The sequence below is a fragment of the Winogradskyella poriferorum genome, assembly GCF_050618035.1.
Lineage (GTDB): Bacteria > Bacteroidota > Bacteroidia > Flavobacteriales > Flavobacteriaceae > Winogradskyella > Winogradskyella poriferorum_A.
The window spans coordinates 15,046-31,934 of sequence record NZ_JBODPY010000001.1 but is presented as its reverse complement, the minus strand read 5'-3'; the positions used below and the strand labels follow the sequence as shown (position 1 = coordinate 31,934).

The window sequence follows — 16,889 nt, the reverse complement described above, 5'->3', positions numbered from 1 at the left end:
TTTTCTTTTCCTATTAGACGAGCAAAATTAATATTCCTTAATAGGAATAGTTTTAAAATTATATTAAATAAAAAAGCCTTTACATTTCGTAAAGGCTTCATAAATATTGTAATTAGAAACTACTTGCTCAGCTTAGCAAATAATTTATCCATTTTTGCTTTTTCTTCCTCAGCAAGTTGTGCATCAACAAGTATACGACCACTATGCTCATCGGTAATCACCTTTTTTCTTGAAGCAATTTCAACTTGTACTTGTGGAGGAATAGTGAAGAAGGATCCACCAGACGCACCTCTTTCAATTGGTACTACAGCTAATCCGTTCTTTACATTGTTTCTTATTCTTAAATAAGCATTTACCAAACGCTCGTCTATTTTCTTTTGAAAATCTGCTGACTTAGCAAGTAATGCTTCTTCTTCTTTTTCAGTCTCTTTAAGAATTTCGTTAAGCTCTCCTTTTTTATGTTTTAAGTGAGAGTTACGATCTTTTAAACGATCCTTTGTTTCAGAAATAACTTCTTTTTTCTGCTCAATTTGAACCTTAAATTCTTTAATGTGCTTTTCAGCTAATTGAATCTCAAGTTCTTGGTATTCAATCTCTTTAGTTAATGAGTTGTATTCTCTGTTATTTCTAACATTCTTTTGTTGCTCACTATATTTTTTGATTAAAGCTTTCGCCTCTTCAATTAAGTTCTTCTTCCCCTTAATCTCATCGTCGATAACAGCAAGGCTATCATTTAATTTTTCTAATCGTGTAGTAAGGCCTTCTACTTCATCTTCTAAATCTCTTACTTCTAAAGGAAGCTCACCTCTGACATTTCTTATTTCGTCTACTCGAGAGTCAATTAATTGTAAATCATATAGTGCTCTCAATCTTTCTTCGACAGAAACTTCAGCTTTTTTTGCCATAATTATAAATACTTAACCGGATTTGTATTTGTCTTTGATAAAATGATTGCAAAACTAGTAATTTTTTTCGAGAGATAGTCCACTAAAAAGGATTTTGTGAACTGTTCGCTTTCATAATGTCCAATGTCTGCAAGCACAATATCATCCTCTGCACTAAAGAAGTCGTGATATTTTAAATCTGATGTTATAAATAAATCAGCACCCGAAGCCTTTGCCGCTCCAATTGCGAAACTACCAGATCCACCTAAGACTGCAATTTTTTTAATTGGCTTCGATTGTAGTTGTGAATGTCTAAGGACGCCCGAATTAAAGGTGGTTTTAATCCACTTTAAACAATCTACTTCGTTCATGGGTTCATCCAATTCACCGAGCATTCCAATACCTGTATTCGCATCGGTATTGTTCAATACCATTATTTCGTAGGCGACTTCTTCATAAGGATGTTCTTGTAATAGTGTACTAACAATCTTAGGCTCAAGATGTTTTTTGAAAATCACTGAAATTGCTGTTTCATTTTCTTTATGTAATTCTCCTTTTGTGCCCAATGTTGGATTTGAATTTTCATTACCAAGATAGGTGCCTTCACCATCAAAATTAAAACTACAAGATTCGTAATTACCTAAACGACCTGCCCCAGCTTTAAATAGTGCATTTCTCAATGAATCGGCATGACTCGTCGGGACGTAGGTTTGAAGTTTTTTTATAGAACCGGCTTGTGGTATAAGTATACGCTTGTTTTTAAGATTTAGTTGGTCACAAATAATAGAATTAACACCTTTAAAAGCATTATCTAAAGCAGTATGTATTGCGAAAATGGCAATATTATTTTTTATTGCTTTAATCACAACACGTTCTACATAATTTTTACCTATCAATTTTTTTAGACCTTTAAAAATTATGGGATGAAAGCTTACTATTAAATTACAGTTATTCTCTATGGCTTCATCAACGACCGACTCAAGTGTATCTAGCGTTACAAGAATACCATTAACTTCCTGATTTTTATCTCCAACTAGTAACCCTACATTGTCAAAATCTTCAGCATAGTTTAATGGTGCTAATTCATGAAGGTGATTAATAACGTCTTGTATAATCATAATTGGTTATTTGTTTCAAAAATAGCATATTTTAGTAGCAATGAAATTCATCCGAATTATATTATTTCCTTTAGTACCGATTTATTATGTAGTAACCTACCTAAGAAATAAACTATTTGATTATGGTGTGTTTAAATCTAAAAGTTATGATGTGCCAGTAATCTGTGTAGGTAATTTGAGCACAGGTGGCACAGGTAAAACACCAATGATAGAATATTTAATTACGCTATTAAAGGAGAATAAATCTGTTGCGGCTTTAAGCAGAGGTTATAAACGCAATACGGAAGGTTTTTTATTGGCTGGTGAAAATTCTACTGTTGAATCTATTGGAGATGAACCTTATCAATTTCATAATAAATTTCAAGATATAAAGGTTGCTGTAGATGCAGACCGACAAAATGGAATTGAGAGTTTATTGAAACTAAATGACGCACCAGAAATCATTTTACTAGATGATGCTTTTCAACATAGACGTGTAAAAGCTGGATTTAATATTTTACTTACCTCTTATGATAAACCCTATTATAAGGATTTTGTGCTACCTACTGGGAATCTTAGAGAACCACAGGTAGGAAGGAAGCGTGCTGACGTAGTTATTGTAACTAAATGCAAGCCAACTTTAAATGAGGATGAAAAGGCTACCATTTTAGAAAGATTACATTTAAATGATAAGCAAAGTGCATTTTTTAGCTATATAGATTATAGTGATGTTGTTTTAAATTCTGATAATGCATTAAAATTAGAAGCTCTCTCAAAATTTACATTAGTTACTGGAATTGCTAACCCAAAACCACTTGTAGATTATTTAACTAATCAAGGACTAACATTTGATCATATCGAATATCCAGATCATCACAACTTTAGGTCACATGAAATAGACCTTTTATTAAAAAAAGAGCTCATCCTTACAACTGAAAAGGACTTTGTGAGATTAAAAAGTATTAAAGGATTTGAGAAAAACCTATTTTATTTACCTATTAGATTTCGACTTGATGATGCTTCAAAATTTGAAGCAATAATTAAGAACTACACTGATTAAAAGAAACTAGAAACAACCTCTTTACCAGTAAGAACATCGTAAAGTTTATTTTCAAAATCTTCTTGTTTAAATGGTTTTGAAATAATATCGTTAAAACCAGCTTCTCCAAACTCATGCATCTTATCTTCTAAGGTAACTGCAGTCAGTGCGAATATGGTTAAGTCTTTATCAAATGTTCTTATAATCTTAGTTGCTTCCAAACCACTTATTCCAGGCATGTGAATATCCATTAAGACTACTTTGTATTCTACTTTTTTAACCTGCTCTACTGCTGCTTCACCATTATCTACAACATCACAGTGTAAGCCCATTTTGTTGAGAATTTTCTTGGTGATCATTTGGTTAATTTTGTTGTCTTCCACAACTAGGATTTTAACATCACTTAGGTCTAAGCCGTCCATTTTACTTGGTTTTTTGTTGTCTTCTAATTTGTCTTCGATTTTTACTTTCTCAGTAATTTCTAAAGGAATTTCAAAGAAGAAAGTTGTACCCTTGCCAAGTTCACTCTTCAAGTAAATTTTTCCTTTAAGAATCTGAATGAGACCTTTTACAATAGATAAACCAAGACCAGTACCACCGTACTTTCTATTAATTTGAACTGAGCCTTGCGAGAAGCTTTCAAACATTTGGTCTTGTTTTTCTTTTGTAATACCAATGCCATTATCTTCAATTTCAAAACGCACAGTACAGATCTTGTCTTTCTGATCTATTTTGCTCGCTCTAACCCAGATGTCACCATCTTTTGTGAATTTAATAGCATTACCAAGTAGGTTAATTAAGATTTGGGAGATCTTAAGTTGGTCACCAAAATAAGTTTCTGGTAGACCGTTTTCGTAGTCAAAATGTAATTTAGTTCCGTTGTCATTGGCCGAATTGCTCAATGCGGACATTACATTTTCAATTTTAGTTTTGAGGTTAAATTTTTCTGGATCTAATTCTACCTTATTTGCTTCAATTTTATTGATTTGAAGAATGTCATTTATGAATGTAAGGAGATAGTCACCTGAAAATTTTAAAGATTTTAAATGGGGAATTTGATGTTCTTTTGGATCTTCATCTAATAACATTCCTGTTAAACCAGTTACGGCATACAATGGTGTTCTTAACTCATGTGTAACAGTCGACAGGAAGTTTGCTTTAGTCTTTGATGCTAATTCTGCTTTTTCCTTTGCAACAATAAGCTCATCATTTTTCTTGTGGAGCATATTGTTGGTCTTAAGTCTAATGTTATTGTTTTTATATAGTGATAGCGTTAAAAGTGAAAGAATTGTTATTAATGCTATACTTAATATTGTAGTTATTCTAGTAAAATCACTTTCTGATTGTACTTCCTCAATTTGTGCCTTAAGTTGCTCATTTTCAGCATTCTTGTAATCATTGAGGTACTGGCCTGGGATATTATTAGCTAAATTTTCTCTCTTAATATTTAATAGCGAATCTGACAGTTTAATGTGTCGTTTCAAATAATTAAGAGAGCTCTTGTAATCACCATCATTACTGTAGATTTCACTAAAGGTGATATAAGCAGTATTGACGTTTTCTATAATATTGTTGACCTCTGCGATGTTAAGACCTTGTTCTACTTGATTTAATGCTAAATCATGACTATCCAATGCGCAATAAACTTTACCCGATTGAATCAAAGCACTACTCAAGCGTCGTTGCTGATCATATTTGTTGGCAAGTATAATCGTGCGATCTAATAAGGTTTTCGCTTCATCATATTGTTCTAAAGCAATGTGGGCCTTTGCCTCGTTCAGCGTAACTTCAGATACATACTCCTCGAGACCTTCTTGTTCAAATAAATTTTTTGCTGAATTAAAATAATCGAGGGCATTTTCATAATCCTCTTTAGCGCTTAAGAAAACACCTTTAATATTATAACTTACGGCTCTATTACCGTAATCGTCTATTTCTCTTTGAATATTTAAAGCATTGTTTAACGAAACTGTGGCCTGCTCATGTTCATTAACCAAGAATTGAACTTTCGCAATTTTAGTATATATAATACCTTGACTCGATTTATCGTCTATCTTTTTCGCAACATCCAAAGCCTTGTTGAGGTTGTCTTTGGCATTATAATAGTCGCCTCGGTCGCTTTCAAGTTTTGCTTGATCGACAAAATTCTGTAATCTCAATGCGAGCATATCCACGTCTTCAACAGTATCTTGTTGAGCGGATAAATAAGCATTAAAACACGCTAAAATTACAAATATGTAGTATTTGATTCGGGACATTTCAGCTTCCTTTAGTTGAACAAATATAATTATTTATTCGACAAAAGCTACGATTTCTTCGATAAATTGCAAATTAATTCCAAAATTCTCGAACTGTACCCGGTTTCATTGTCATACCATCCCACTATTTTGACCATGTTCCCAATAACTGAAGTCATTTGCGAATCAAATACGCAAGAATGTGGATTTCCTACAATATCTATAGAAACGATAGGGTCTTCGGTGTATTCTAAAATTCCTTTATACGCGTTCTCAGAAGCTAATTTGAAGATGTTATTAACCTCTTCTATTGAGGTTTGCTTTTTTACATTTAAGGTAATATCGGTAAGTGATCCATTCGCTACAGGAACTCTAATTCCACAACCACCTATAACATCCGATAGTTCTGGAAATATCTTAGTAAGTGCTTTTGCAGCACCAGTGGTAGTAGGTACAATGGATTGGCTTGCTGCACGTGCTCTTCTTAAGTCTCTATGTGGTTGATCGTGTAAACTTTGATCTGTAGTGTAGGAGTGGACCGTCGTTATGTATGCTTGTTTAATTCCTAGATGTTCTTTTATAAGAGCAATCATAGGAGCCGCATTATTAGTTGTACAGGAAGCGTTAGAAATTATATTCTCAGTACCGTTAAGTTCATCTTCATTAACGCCTAAAACAATAGTTTTTATATCATCTTCTAAAGGTGGCACTGATAGTATAACTTTTTTAGCACCATTTTTTATATGATCCAGAAGGGTGATTTTGTCTTTAAACTTACCTGTGGCTTCTATAACAAAATCTGGCTTTAAAGTATGCCAATCTAAAAGGGAAGGGTGTTCTTGGTTTGTTAATGGGATTTTTTTATCGTTTACAATTATATGCCTATCGTCATAAGACACATCTCCATTAAGTACACCATGAATACTATCGTATTTTAGTAAATGGCTCAGGGTTTTTGTATCAGCCAAGTCATTAATACCAACAACATTTATAGATGGGTTTTCTAGGGCTAGTCTAAACACCCGACGCCCTATTCGTCCAAAACCATTAATGGCAACGGTTATCATTATTTTATGTGCTTTTGGGCTTTGTAAGAGGATCTAACCAATGCACTACTTTCCACATGTCTAAATCCGAGGTTAAGACCTATTTCTTCATATTCTTTAAATTCATCTGGATTGATGAATCGCTTTACTGGTAGATGTTTTTTACTTGGTTGTAAGTATTGTCCAATGGTAACAACATCAACATCATTTTCTCTTAGATCGTGAAGTGTTTCAATAACTTCCTCTTTAGCTTCTCCAAGTCCAAGCATAATACCAGATTTAGTTCTGCGTTGTCCTTGTGCTTTAAGGTACTTTAAAACGCCCATACTTCGATCATATTTGGCTTGTATACGAACTTCTCTTGTTAGTCTTCTTACAGTTTCAATATTATGTGATACCACTTCTGGAGCTACCTCAATAATTCTATCGATATGACGTTCTATACCTTGGAAATCTGGGATTAATGTTTCTAATGTTGTTTCTGGATTCATTCTTCTTACAGCCTTCACAGTCTCAGCCCACATTATACTGCCCATATCTTTAAGATCGTCTCTGTCAACACTTGTTAAGACTGCGTGTTTTATCTGCATAATTTTAATGGAGCGCGCTACTTTTTCTGGCTCGTCCCAATCCACAGTTTCTGGTCGCCCAGTCTTCACACCACAGAAACCACAAGACCGTGTACAAATATTTCCTAAGATCATAAAGGTTGCTGTACCTTCTCCCCAACATTCACCCATATTTGGACAGCTTCCAGACGTACAAATTGTATTCAATTTATATTTATCAACTAATCCTCTAAGCTCTGTGTATTTTTTTCCTGTAGGCAGTTTTACACGTAACCATTTAGGTTTTCTTTCGGGTAAAATATTTGAAGCGACTTTCGTTTCCATGCTTTTTCTTTTCAGTTAGCAAAGATACGAAGTAATTAATAAAAAATACTTACAGTGTTACTAAGTACCAGGCACTAAATCCAAACAAAAATAGCACTCCAATCCAAGATAAAATCTGAAGCCCTAATCTAGGCTGCCATTCTTTTGGTGTGTGCTTACTAGTAATGAGTTTTAGGTTAATTATGGCATAGAAAGGTGCTGTAATGAAGGATAATATTGTAGCAATTTTTATTAATAAACCCATTTCTGAAGCCAGGGCAAAGAAAATAACTAATGTCCCTATGGTAAGGGTTAAAATCCAAAAAAGATACCCTTTAGGAAACTCTTTTTTTAGCAGTAATTGAAGACTTGTATTCATAGCTCTCGGAGACGCGTCTAATGTGGTAATTGTGGTGCTAAACATTGTTGTTAATGCGGCAATCCCAATAAAAATGTAGGCCCAGTTACCTAAGGTTTTTGAATATAAATCAATCAACTGATTAGAGAATGATGTTGCTTGATTACTAAATGATTCACCAGAATTATACATAACCAAATAGCCCAAAGTTAAAAACGCAATTCCAAGAATAATGGTACCTATGTAACCTATATTGAAGTCGAGAAGAGCAGATTTTGGAGTATACTGGCCTTGGTCCTTTTTCTTTTCTATAGCCCAGATTGAATGCCAAATCGAAATGTCTAATGGTGCAGGCATCCATCCCATAAAAGCAATTAAAAATGCAATTTCACCTGTGCCTTTTGGCAGTACCTGAGCAACTGAAATAATACTTGATGCACCATTAATTGCAAATCCAACAGCTACTAAAGTACTTATGGTTAGTGTGACTATTATGATTTTAATAAATTTATCGAGTGTACTATACTTGCCTATAAATAAGAATATTAAGCAAACGCTTAGAATAACTAGTGTCCATATCTGAATACTTGTTGCACCCAAAAAGTTACCATTAAATAGTGTAACATCGCCAAACAAAGAATTCGCTAAACCAGCGGTAACAATTGTAACTGCAGTTTGTATGGTGAAAATGGTCGCTAAACTTATAATGAAGTAAATGATGAGAAAGCCCTTTCCTAGTTTATAGTAGCCTTGAAGTAAATTTTCGCCAGTAGCTGCGGCATAACGAGGTCCAAATTGAAAGAATGGATATTTGAAAATGTTTACTAAGAGCAGTGCCCAAAGTAAACCTAGACCAAAATCAGCTCCTGCTCTGGTGGATTGTACAAGATGAGAAACGCCAATTGCAGCGCCTGCAAATAAAAGTCCTGGTCCTAATTTCTTAAGTGCATTGAACATTAGTTCTTAGTAATAATTTCTGCAAGAAGTTTTTTGGCGCGTAAAAGTTTAACCTTCACATTATTCATTGGTTCTTTCAGTTCCTCTGAAATTTCCTTATAACTCAACTCTTGAAAAAATCTTAAGTTAATAACCTCTTGATAATGCGGTTTCAATTTTTTAATGTCTCTTAATAGTTTCGCAAGATTTTGTTCTGTAATAATCTTATCTTCTGGAGTAGGCGAATCATCGACAATATCAAAATAGGTCTCCTCATTATCTTTTGAGGTATTTCGAATCGATTTCTTTTGAGCCCGAATAAGATCGATGTGGATATTCTTGGAAATGGTAATTAACCAGGTCTTAAACTTATAATCTTCGTTGTAAGTGCTTATTTTATCGAATGCCTTAGAGAATGTCTGAATGGTTATATCCTCGGCATCATTTTCGTTCTTGGTGCGCTTTAATTGAAAAGAATAAACATCATTCCAAAATGTATCTAAAAGAAAATTGAAAGCAATCTGATCATTCTTTTTTGCCTTTTTAATTGCTTCTGCTATTTCCAATGCTTCGGTTTAGATATAAGATTATTGCTAAAGATAAATAATTGAGAGATAACTAAAAATAAATCTAAAATCGGTGTGAGGACAATTAAATCCAATTCCTTCAATTTTTTGGCTGTTAGACCTACTGCTATGTATTGTACTATTATCCGAGTAAGAACTAATCCCAATATAATTGGCCAGTTTTCATAAAAAAGAAAACAAAGTAAAGCTAATATCCAAAACATAAGTTGACTTAAATAATAAAGCCCTAGAATTAATTTATGATTGGTCTTATAGAGATTTGCAGTACTAATATGTCTTCTTTTTTGAGCTATCCAATCTTTAAAGGAAGTTTTAGGACTAGAAATTGTGAAACTTCCTTCTGTTACACATCCTATTGTATTAGATTTATTTGCTACCTCATTTATAAAAAGGTCATCATCACCTGATTTAATATGCATGTGATTGTTGAACCCTGAATTATTAAAAAAGACTTCTTTTCTGTAGGCCAAATTTCTGCCAACAGCCATATATGGCATTCCAATGTTGGTGTATGAGAAATATTGCATTGCTGTAATTAATGTCTCATATCTAATAATTTTATTTAGAAACGAATACTTTTTCTTGTCATAAGCACCATAGCCGAGTACGATAGATTTTGTATTAGAAAAGCAAGCTGAAATATGTGCTAACCAATCATTAGAATCTGGTCGGCAATCTGCATCTGTAAAAACCAAAAAATCATTTTTTGATGCCTTAATACCAAGAGTAAGCGCATATTTTTTATTGCCCCAGAAGGCTTCGTTTACTTTTACATCAACAACGGTAACATTCTCGTTTTCTGACTGAAAAGACTCCATTACTTCTAAAGTATCATCAGAAGAACTATCGTTTACCAGTACAATCTCAAAATTACTGTGATTTTGATCTAGTATGTATGGGAGGTTAATTTTTAAATTCTCAGCTTCATTTTTAGCACAAATAATAACTGATATTGGCAGATTGCGTTTTAATTTATTACCTGTTTTTTTTAGTCCAAACGAAAAAAGAAAAATAAGATAGTAGCCTACCTGTATACTAACTATAATAATTAATAAAGTAAGCAGAGTAGTTGTAAAACTCATTAAAGTTTAAGAATGTTGAGGTTCTTTACAGTCTTTAAACTGGTCTGGTGTTTTACCACAAAAACCACAAGCTTCACCGTTTTGATTGAGCATAGGGTTTTGGCTTGCGCAAGTGCCCGCAAATTCACCGTCTTTTTTTGCCCAAATTTTAATGGCTATACCTGCTACAGCCAATGCTAATAATCCTAATGTGAGAAGTAATAATTTCATTTTCGTACCTTAATACTGTGCAAAGATACGCTTTTACTTTATTTTTTTAGAAACATTGATTTGTGACTTAAAGAAAATTAAGTGTGTCTTATTAACAATATTAACTAATTAATTATATCAATTATGAAAAAACTTTTCGCAGAATTTTTTGGAACATTTTGGCTGGTATTTGGTGGTTGTGGTAGTGCAATATTTGCCGCTGGTTTCCCAGAATTAGGTATTGGATTTGCTGGAGTAGCTTTAGCTTTTGGTTTAACTGTTTTAACCATGGCTTATGCAGTAGGTCATATTTCAGGTGGACATTTTAACCCAGCTGTATCTATAGGTCTTTGGGCTGGAGGTAAATTTGAAGCTAAGGATTTAATAGGTTACATAATAGCACAGGTCGTTGGTGCCATTGCAGCGGCTTCAGTTCTTTATTTAATTATTTCAGGTAAATCTGGTTTTGAATCCGTTGGAGGATTTGCTTCAAATGGGTATGGTGATTTATCACCTGATGGTTATAGTTTAACAGCAGTGTTAATTGCAGAAATTGTATTAACCGCATTTTTCTTGTTGGTTATTTTAGGAAGTACTAATGCTAGAGCACCTAAAGGTTTTGCTCCGATTGCAATAGGGCTAGCTTTAACACTTATACATTTAATAAGTATTCCAATATCTAATACATCGGTTAATCCTGCTAGATCTCTAAGTCAGGCATTATTTTCAGATGGTGGTCATTTAGCTCAGGTATGGGTATTCTGGGTAGCACCGATTGTAGGTGCAATTATTGGTGGGCTTATCCACAAAGTACTATTCGAAAAAGAATAATATTGAAAATAAAAAAAGGCGCTATTTAGCGCCTTTTTTATTGTACTTTATAATTACTCATTCTTCAGAGATATTTCTGCAACCTCTGTATTATTTTCGTTAGTTTCTTCTCCCTTTTTACCAATTTTAATACTAAGCGCTAGTGCATCTTCCATATACGGAATTGGCTTAAGTTTACGGTCAGCTTCATTAATGATTCCTAGATTCACCATTCGGTCTTGCAACTCTGCCCAAATCTGATAGTGTTGTTCCTCTGGTAATTGTGGTAAGGTAATAACATCGATCATAGAGGTTTTATCAACCGGATTTATATAGGCAACGGTTTTTAAGTTTTTAGCTCTTTCATTTCCATTGATGACATATTTTTTAGCATCAGGATTGTTGAGCTTCATTAATTGCTCCGATAATTCTCCCAATTTTAAGTTATTATTTTCAATATCACCCCTTAAATCAAAAATTTCATCAATAACAATATTGTTCTCTTCTAGTAAGTTTTGATTTTTCTGATAAAGAAAGAAAGAAGTCACAGCAAATAGTATTGCTGCAACACTCGCCGCAATACTATACCATGGTGTCTTTTTGTGTTGCACAAGTTGAATGACCTTTGGTGAGTTGTCTTCCTCAAGAGTATTGAGGATATCCTTTAAAATATGCTTAGGTACATCTACTGCACCAGCTTTAGCAATTATTTCTAAATTTTTCTGAAGTTTATCAAATGCATCTGATGCCTCAGGGTATTTGGAAATAAAATACTCCACCTCTTGAGTTTCTTTTATTGTAGTATCACCAACTAAATATTTGTTTAGCAGGTCAGACTCCAAAAAATTATGTAGTTCTTTTTCCATTTTAATATTGTTTAAGGATCATAGACTTTTTTCAATTCTCTTAATCCTATTTTTAATCTCGATTTAATCGTACCTAGTGGAATATCGAGTTCTTCACTTGCTTCTTGTTGGGTCATCCCTTCAAAAAATAAGGCTTTTAACACCACCTGGTACTTTTCTTCTAGCCGGCCAACATGCTCTTTTATATCTAAAACATCTTGGTTCAAATTGCTAGAAGGTAAGATATATACGTTCGAAGTGTCAATTTGGACTTCTTTTTGAAATCGATTATTGAAACTTCTAAGTTTGTCAATGGCTGTATTACGTGCTATTCGAAACAGCCAAGTAAATAATTTAGCCTTACTTGGGTCATACTTTCTTGCATTTTTCCAAACCTTTACAAAGGTTTCTTGCAAGGCATCTTCGGCAATTTCTTCGTTAATTGTAATTTTTAAAATGACACCATACAGACTACTTGAGTAATGCTCATAAAGTAAATTCAAAGCACGTTGGTCTTCCTTTTGAAGTAATTCGATGATCTTTTTCTCTGTAGGCGTTATACTCAAAGTGTTAAATTATTTTTTTAAACATCCGTAATTGATATTCAATGCGTAAATATAGGCAAATACACTTTTAGTAGTATCGATGTTATAATTTTTTAGAATAATTACTTTTTTATAAGAGACTGATTAATAGCATATTATAAAATTATTCTAGATTCAAAAGCCACTGGTAGCAATGTGGTTTTTGTTTTATATAACGTTCACTTCAGGCTCTATGTCTATGTTAAAAAGGCGTTTTACGGTTGATTTAATTAATAAAGCCAATTTATAAATATCTTCCCCTTTAGCACCACCATAATTAACTAGCACTAAGGCTTGATTTTTATGAACACCATAATTGTTAAATCTTTTTCCTTTAAATCCCGCTTTTTCGATTAACCAACCTGCAGGAACTTTTATTTCGCTTTCAGAAATCTTGTAGTGAGGGACATCATCAAAGTTATTCTGTAATGCTTTAAATAATTCAACTGATATTACTGGGTTCTTAAAAAAGCTACCACTGTTTCCTATCTTTTTAGGATCAGGTAACTTATTTTGCCTTATAGCGATTACAGCCTCAGAGACATCCTTAATTGTTGGACTTAAAATTCCAGATTCTTTTAATTGGTCTTTAATGGCACCATAGTCTAGATGAAGTGTGTGATTCTTTTTACTAAGTTTAATATTTACGCTTATAATGATGTATTTTCCTTTATGGCTATTCTTAAATATAGAGTCTCTATAGCCAAACTGACAATCTGAAGCCGTAAATGTTTTGATCTGTTTCGTTTCTATTTCTAAAGCTTCACAACTCACAAAAACATCTTTAAGCTCAACACCATAAGCACCAATATTTTGTATGGGTGCAGTACCAATATTTCCTGGTATTAGGGATAAATTTTCTACGCCTCCAAAATCATTGTCTAAGCACCACAATACAAATTCGTGCCAATTCTCTCCTGCAAGAGCCTTAACGATAACAGAATCGTCATTCTCTTCTTCTACAGTTATACTCTTAAGATTTAAATGTATTACTAAGGCATCTATATCCTTAGTGAGTAGCATATTGCTGCCGCCACCAAGAATAACTATTTCCTTTTCAGGAATAGAATCGAGGCATGAAATAAGCTCATCATTAGACCTAATGTCACAGTAATTACTAGCATTAACATCAATGCCAAAAGTATTGAATGGTTTTAATGAAATATTTTTTTGAATTTTCATTAATCCTTATAGATTTTAAGCGCTTCAGAAAGAACTTTAACAGCAGTTCTTAAACTATCTTCATTTAATACGTAGGCAATTCTAATTTGATTTTGTCCTACACCAGGTGTAGAATAAAAACCTGCTGCTGGAGCAACCATTACCGTATTATTATCATAATCAAAAGATTCTAAAAGCCATTGTGCAAAATGGTCAGAGTTTTTAATCGGCAATTCGGCGATGCAATAAAATGCACCATTTGGTCTTGCAACCTTAACACCTTCAATTTTTTCCAGCTCACTCACAAGAAGATCCCTTCTTTTCACATATTCGTCAATGACATCATCGAAATAACTTTGAGGTGTATCTAAGGCGGCCTCACTTGCGATTTGGGCTAAGGTTGGAGGACTTAATCGTGCTTGTGCAAATTTTAATGCAGTTTGTATTACCTCCTTGTTTTTTGATACGAGATAGCCAATTCTAGCGCCACACATACTGTATCGTTTCGAAACCGAATCAACAACGATAGCATGGTCTTCTAATCCAGGTTCTTGTAAAACCGAATAATGCTGAACACCATCATAAACAAACTCTCTATAAACTTCATCTGCTATTAAGAACAGATCATGTTTTTTTACAATAGAAGCAAGTTTTTTAATTTCTTCCTTAGAGTATAAATAGCCTGTTGGATTTCCAGGATTACAAATAAGAATAGCCTTTGTTTTTGGCGTAATTAACTTCTCAAATTCTTCAATTGGTGGCAATGCAAAATTGTCTTCAATTTTAGAAATTACTGGAACTACATTAATACCTGATGCCGTAGAGAACCCATTGTAATTAGCATAAAATGGCTCAGGAATAATAATCTCATCATCCTCGTCCATGATGCTACCAAAAGCAAAAAGTAAAGCTTCACTACCGCCAGTTGTTACAATAATATCTTCATAAGATATACTAATGGCGTTGCGATCATAGTATTGGGCAATTTTTTTTCTATACTCTTCTGAACCTTCAGATCTAGAATATGCTAAAATATCTAGGGAATGTACCTTTACAGCATCAAGAGCTATGGCAGGAGTTTTAATATCGGGTTGGCCAATGTTTAAATAATACACAGTCTTCCCTTGTTTATGTGCTTCCTCAGCGTATGGTACCAATTTTCTAATTGGTGATTGAGGCATTTTAAAACCTTTTGAAGAAATCGTTGGCATTCATTATAACTTTAAGATACAAAGGTCTTAAATTTCTTAAAGTTTATTTAAAAAATTACTCATAAAAAATGTTATAAGTTAAAGATTTGTAACTTAAAATAAATTACATCAATCTTGAAACCTTTCATCCAAAAAACAATATTGTCTTTGCTTCTGCTTGGTGCTTTTGTTTTAAATGCACAAGGGAAATTTGTTTTAAAGGAAAAGAGTAGTAATAGAATAGACTTTGAGTTTATTAGTAATCTCATTATTATTCCCATAGAAGTGAATGGTGTAGAGCTGTCTTTCGTCTTAGACACAGGAGTAAGCAAGCCGATACTTTTTAATTTGTCCGATAAAGATTCTTTAGACCTTAAAAACGCAAAAACATTTTACTTACATGGACTTGGAGCAGAGGGTAAATTAAAGGCGTTGCGATCAACAGAGAATAAATTTAAAATTGGTAATGCCATAAGTGATAATCAGGATTTATTTGTTGTCTTTGATGATGCTATAAATTTCACTCCAAGAATAGGGTTTTTAGTACATGGCATAATCGGTTATGATGTGTTTAAAGATTTTGTAGTTGAGATTAATTATACAGGCAAGTATTTAAAGCTTCATAATACTGAGGATTTTGAGCCTAAAACTTCAAAAAAGTGGCGAACATTGCCAATGACAATTCATGGTAAAAAGCCATTTGTAGATACTAAAGTCATTATAGATTCAGAAGAAATTGATGTGAAGTTATTAATTGATACTGGTAGTAGCGATGCCTTATGGTTATTTGAAGATATGGATAAAAACATTACGGTAAGGCCAGATATGAAATTTGTAGATTATTTGGGTCAAGGTTTAAGTGGTTCTGTTTATGGCGATCGTTCTAAAGTGGAAAATTTCACAATAAGCGATTTTAATTTACCTAAAGCAAATGTCGCCTTTCCTGATTCGCTCTCGATAGACAAGACTAAAATTTACAAGGAAAGAAACGGAAGTCTAGGAGGTGATATATTAAAGCGTTTCAATATGTTTTTTGATTACTCCAATGAGAAATTGTATTTAAGAAAGAATAGTTTTTTTAAGGATCCCTTTACTTATAATAATAGTGGTATAGTATTAGAGCATAATGGATCTATGTTTGTGAAGGAAGAAATAAGAATGCCATCCTATGATAATTACAGTGATAATAATAACAACAATTCGGTTCAGATTAATTTTTCGATTAACTACATAATGAAATTAAAGCCGGCTTATAAGATTGTAGAACTTAGAAAATCGTCTAATGCCTTTCTATCGGGACTTAGGGTTGGTGATATTTTAATAAATATTAATGGTAAACATGCTTACGATTATAAGTTACCTGAAATCAACAGGATATTTCATGGTAAAACAGGGAAACAAATTCGATTGCGCGTTGAGCGAGATGGTAAGAGTATGTCCTTTAGGTTTAAATTAGATGATGCCTTCAAAAAAAATGAGCCCTCAAATTGAGAGCTCATATCTTTATAATGTGATCAAATTTATTGCTCGATCATACTTTTACTTTTCTTTTCTAATACACTTGTTTTATCAGGATCAACAACAAGACCTTTAATTTTTAACGCCACAGTAGGACGCTCAGCATTAGAAATTACTGTAATTGTTTTTCTAATTGGGTTAACTCTTTTGGTATCATACTTTACCTCAATCTCACCAGTTTCACCAGGCATAATAGGACCTTTAGGTTTCTTTGGTACTGTACAACCACAAGTAGATTTTACGTTTGAGATTATTAATGGAGCATTTCCAGTATTTGTAAATTCAAAAACTCTTACACCATCAGCACCCTTTTCTATTGTGCCATAATCAATAATTTCTGTCTTAAATTCAATCTTTGCTACTTTTTTGTCTTGTGCATAAAGGCCTAGACTCATTACACCTACAAACAAAATTGCTACTAATTTTTTCATCATTTAAATTTTAAATTGATATA

At 33.2% G+C, this 16,889-nt stretch carries 17 protein-coding genes; 3 read left to right on the top strand and 14 right to left on the bottom strand.

The features are described from left to right. Window positions 1–119 precede the first annotated feature (119 nt). Window positions 120–905 carry a zinc ribbon domain-containing protein gene (locus ACRHOC_RS00145; protein ID WP_431156461.1) on the bottom strand — a complete coding sequence of 262 codons (786 nt, stop codon included), beginning with the start codon at window positions 903–905 and terminating at the stop codon, window positions 120–122. 2 nt (window positions 906–907) lie between these two features. Beyond that, the gene (locus ACRHOC_RS00140) at window positions 908–2,002 is read right to left on the bottom strand and encodes a Nif3-like dinuclear metal center hexameric protein (protein ID WP_431156460.1); all 1,095 of its coding nucleotides are present in this window, start codon (window positions 2,000–2,002) and stop codon (window positions 908–910) included. A 40-nt stretch (window positions 2,003–2,042) separates the two neighbouring features. Between ACRHOC_RS00140 and lpxK the strand changes: the two genes are divergently transcribed. Then, a complete protein-coding gene (gene lpxK, locus ACRHOC_RS00135) occupies window positions 2,043–3,041 on the top strand; it encodes a tetraacyldisaccharide 4'-kinase (RefSeq protein ID WP_431156459.1) in 999 nt (332 codons plus the stop codon). Here lpxK and ACRHOC_RS00130 read toward each other — a convergent pair. The 7 genes from ACRHOC_RS00130 to ACRHOC_RS00100 are packed head-to-tail and all read right to left on the bottom strand — an operon-like array spanning window position 3,038 to window position 10,348. Beyond that, window positions 3,038–5,278, bottom strand: a complete 2,241-nt coding sequence (locus ACRHOC_RS00130; RefSeq protein WP_431156458.1) for an ATP-binding protein — start codon at window positions 5,276–5,278, stop codon at window positions 3,038–3,040. The genes lpxK and ACRHOC_RS00130 overlap by 4 nt on opposite strands. Window positions 5,279–5,325: 47 nt before the next feature. Then, on the bottom strand, window positions 5,326–6,324 hold the full coding sequence (gap, locus tag ACRHOC_RS00125; RefSeq protein WP_431156457.1) for a type I glyceraldehyde-3-phosphate dehydrogenase: 999 nt from the start codon (window positions 6,322–6,324) through the stop codon (window positions 5,326–5,328). Beyond that, entirely contained in the window at window positions 6,324–7,196 is an 873-nt protein-coding gene (lipA, locus tag ACRHOC_RS00120) for a lipoyl synthase (protein WP_431156456.1), read from the bottom strand. The genes gap and lipA overlap by 1 nt, the downstream gene beginning before the upstream one ends. 49 nt (window positions 7,197–7,245) lie before the next feature. Continuing rightward, on the bottom strand, window positions 7,246–8,490 hold the full coding sequence (locus ACRHOC_RS00115) for an Nramp family divalent metal transporter (RefSeq protein WP_431156455.1): 1,245 nt from the start codon (window positions 8,488–8,490) through the stop codon (window positions 7,246–7,248). Then, window positions 8,490–9,035, bottom strand: a complete 546-nt coding sequence (locus ACRHOC_RS00110) for an RNA polymerase sigma factor (protein WP_431156454.1) — start codon at window positions 9,033–9,035, stop codon at window positions 8,490–8,492. The genes ACRHOC_RS00115 and ACRHOC_RS00110 overlap by 1 nt, the downstream gene beginning before the upstream one ends. After that, window positions 9,026–10,138 (bottom strand): glycosyltransferase, encoded by a 1,113-nt coding sequence (locus ACRHOC_RS00105; protein WP_431156453.1) that lies wholly within the window; start codon window positions 10,136–10,138, stop codon window positions 9,026–9,028. Before ACRHOC_RS00105 ends, ACRHOC_RS00110 begins: the two co-directional genes overlap by 10 nt. 6 nt (window positions 10,139–10,144) lie before the next feature. After that, window positions 10,145–10,348: a membrane or secreted protein gene (locus tag ACRHOC_RS00100; RefSeq protein ID WP_431156452.1), complete on the bottom strand. Its 204-nt coding sequence runs from the start codon at window positions 10,346–10,348 to the stop codon at window positions 10,145–10,147. 123 nt (window positions 10,349–10,471) lie between these two features. On the opposite strand from ACRHOC_RS00100, the gene aqpZ reads away from it, so the two are divergent. Continuing rightward, entirely contained in the window at window positions 10,472–11,158 is a 687-nt protein-coding gene (aqpZ, locus tag ACRHOC_RS00095; protein WP_431156451.1) for an aquaporin Z, read from the top strand. A gap of 53 nt (window positions 11,159–11,211) precedes the next feature. Here the strand turns inward: aqpZ and ACRHOC_RS00090 are convergent, their stop codons facing one another. The 4 genes from ACRHOC_RS00090 to ACRHOC_RS00075 form a co-directional block, all read right to left on the bottom strand. Further along, window positions 11,212–12,003 carry an RNA polymerase subunit sigma-70 gene (locus tag ACRHOC_RS00090; RefSeq protein ID WP_431156450.1) on the bottom strand — a complete coding sequence of 264 codons (792 nt, stop codon included), beginning with the start codon at window positions 12,001–12,003 and terminating at the stop codon, window positions 11,212–11,214. 11 nt (window positions 12,004–12,014) lie between these two features. Next, complete coding sequence (locus ACRHOC_RS00085) at window positions 12,015–12,548, bottom strand: RNA polymerase sigma factor (RefSeq protein ID WP_431156449.1); 534 nt, start codon at window positions 12,546–12,548, stop codon at window positions 12,015–12,017. A gap of 186 nt (window positions 12,549–12,734) precedes the next feature. Further along, window positions 12,735–13,748, bottom strand: a complete 1,014-nt coding sequence (gene murB, locus ACRHOC_RS00080) for a UDP-N-acetylmuramate dehydrogenase (RefSeq protein ID WP_431156448.1) — start codon at window positions 13,746–13,748, stop codon at window positions 12,735–12,737. Continuing rightward, on the bottom strand, window positions 13,748–14,938 hold the full coding sequence (locus ACRHOC_RS00075) for a pyridoxal phosphate-dependent aminotransferase (RefSeq protein ID WP_431156447.1): 1,191 nt from the start codon (window positions 14,936–14,938) through the stop codon (window positions 13,748–13,750). Before ACRHOC_RS00075 ends, murB begins: the two co-directional genes overlap by 1 nt. A 141-nt stretch (window positions 14,939–15,079) precedes the next feature. Here ACRHOC_RS00075 and ACRHOC_RS00070 point away from each other — a divergent pair, with 141 nt between their 5' ends. After that, window positions 15,080–16,408, top strand: a complete 1,329-nt coding sequence (locus ACRHOC_RS00070) for an aspartyl protease family protein (protein WP_431156446.1) — start codon at window positions 15,080–15,082, stop codon at window positions 16,406–16,408. Between the two features lie 29 nt (window positions 16,409–16,437). Here ACRHOC_RS00070 and ACRHOC_RS00065 read toward each other — a convergent pair whose 3' ends face one another. Then, entirely contained in the window at window positions 16,438–16,866 is a 429-nt protein-coding gene (locus ACRHOC_RS00065) for a DUF1573 domain-containing protein (protein WP_431156445.1), read from the bottom strand. Window positions 16,867–16,889: the final 23 nt, after the last annotated feature.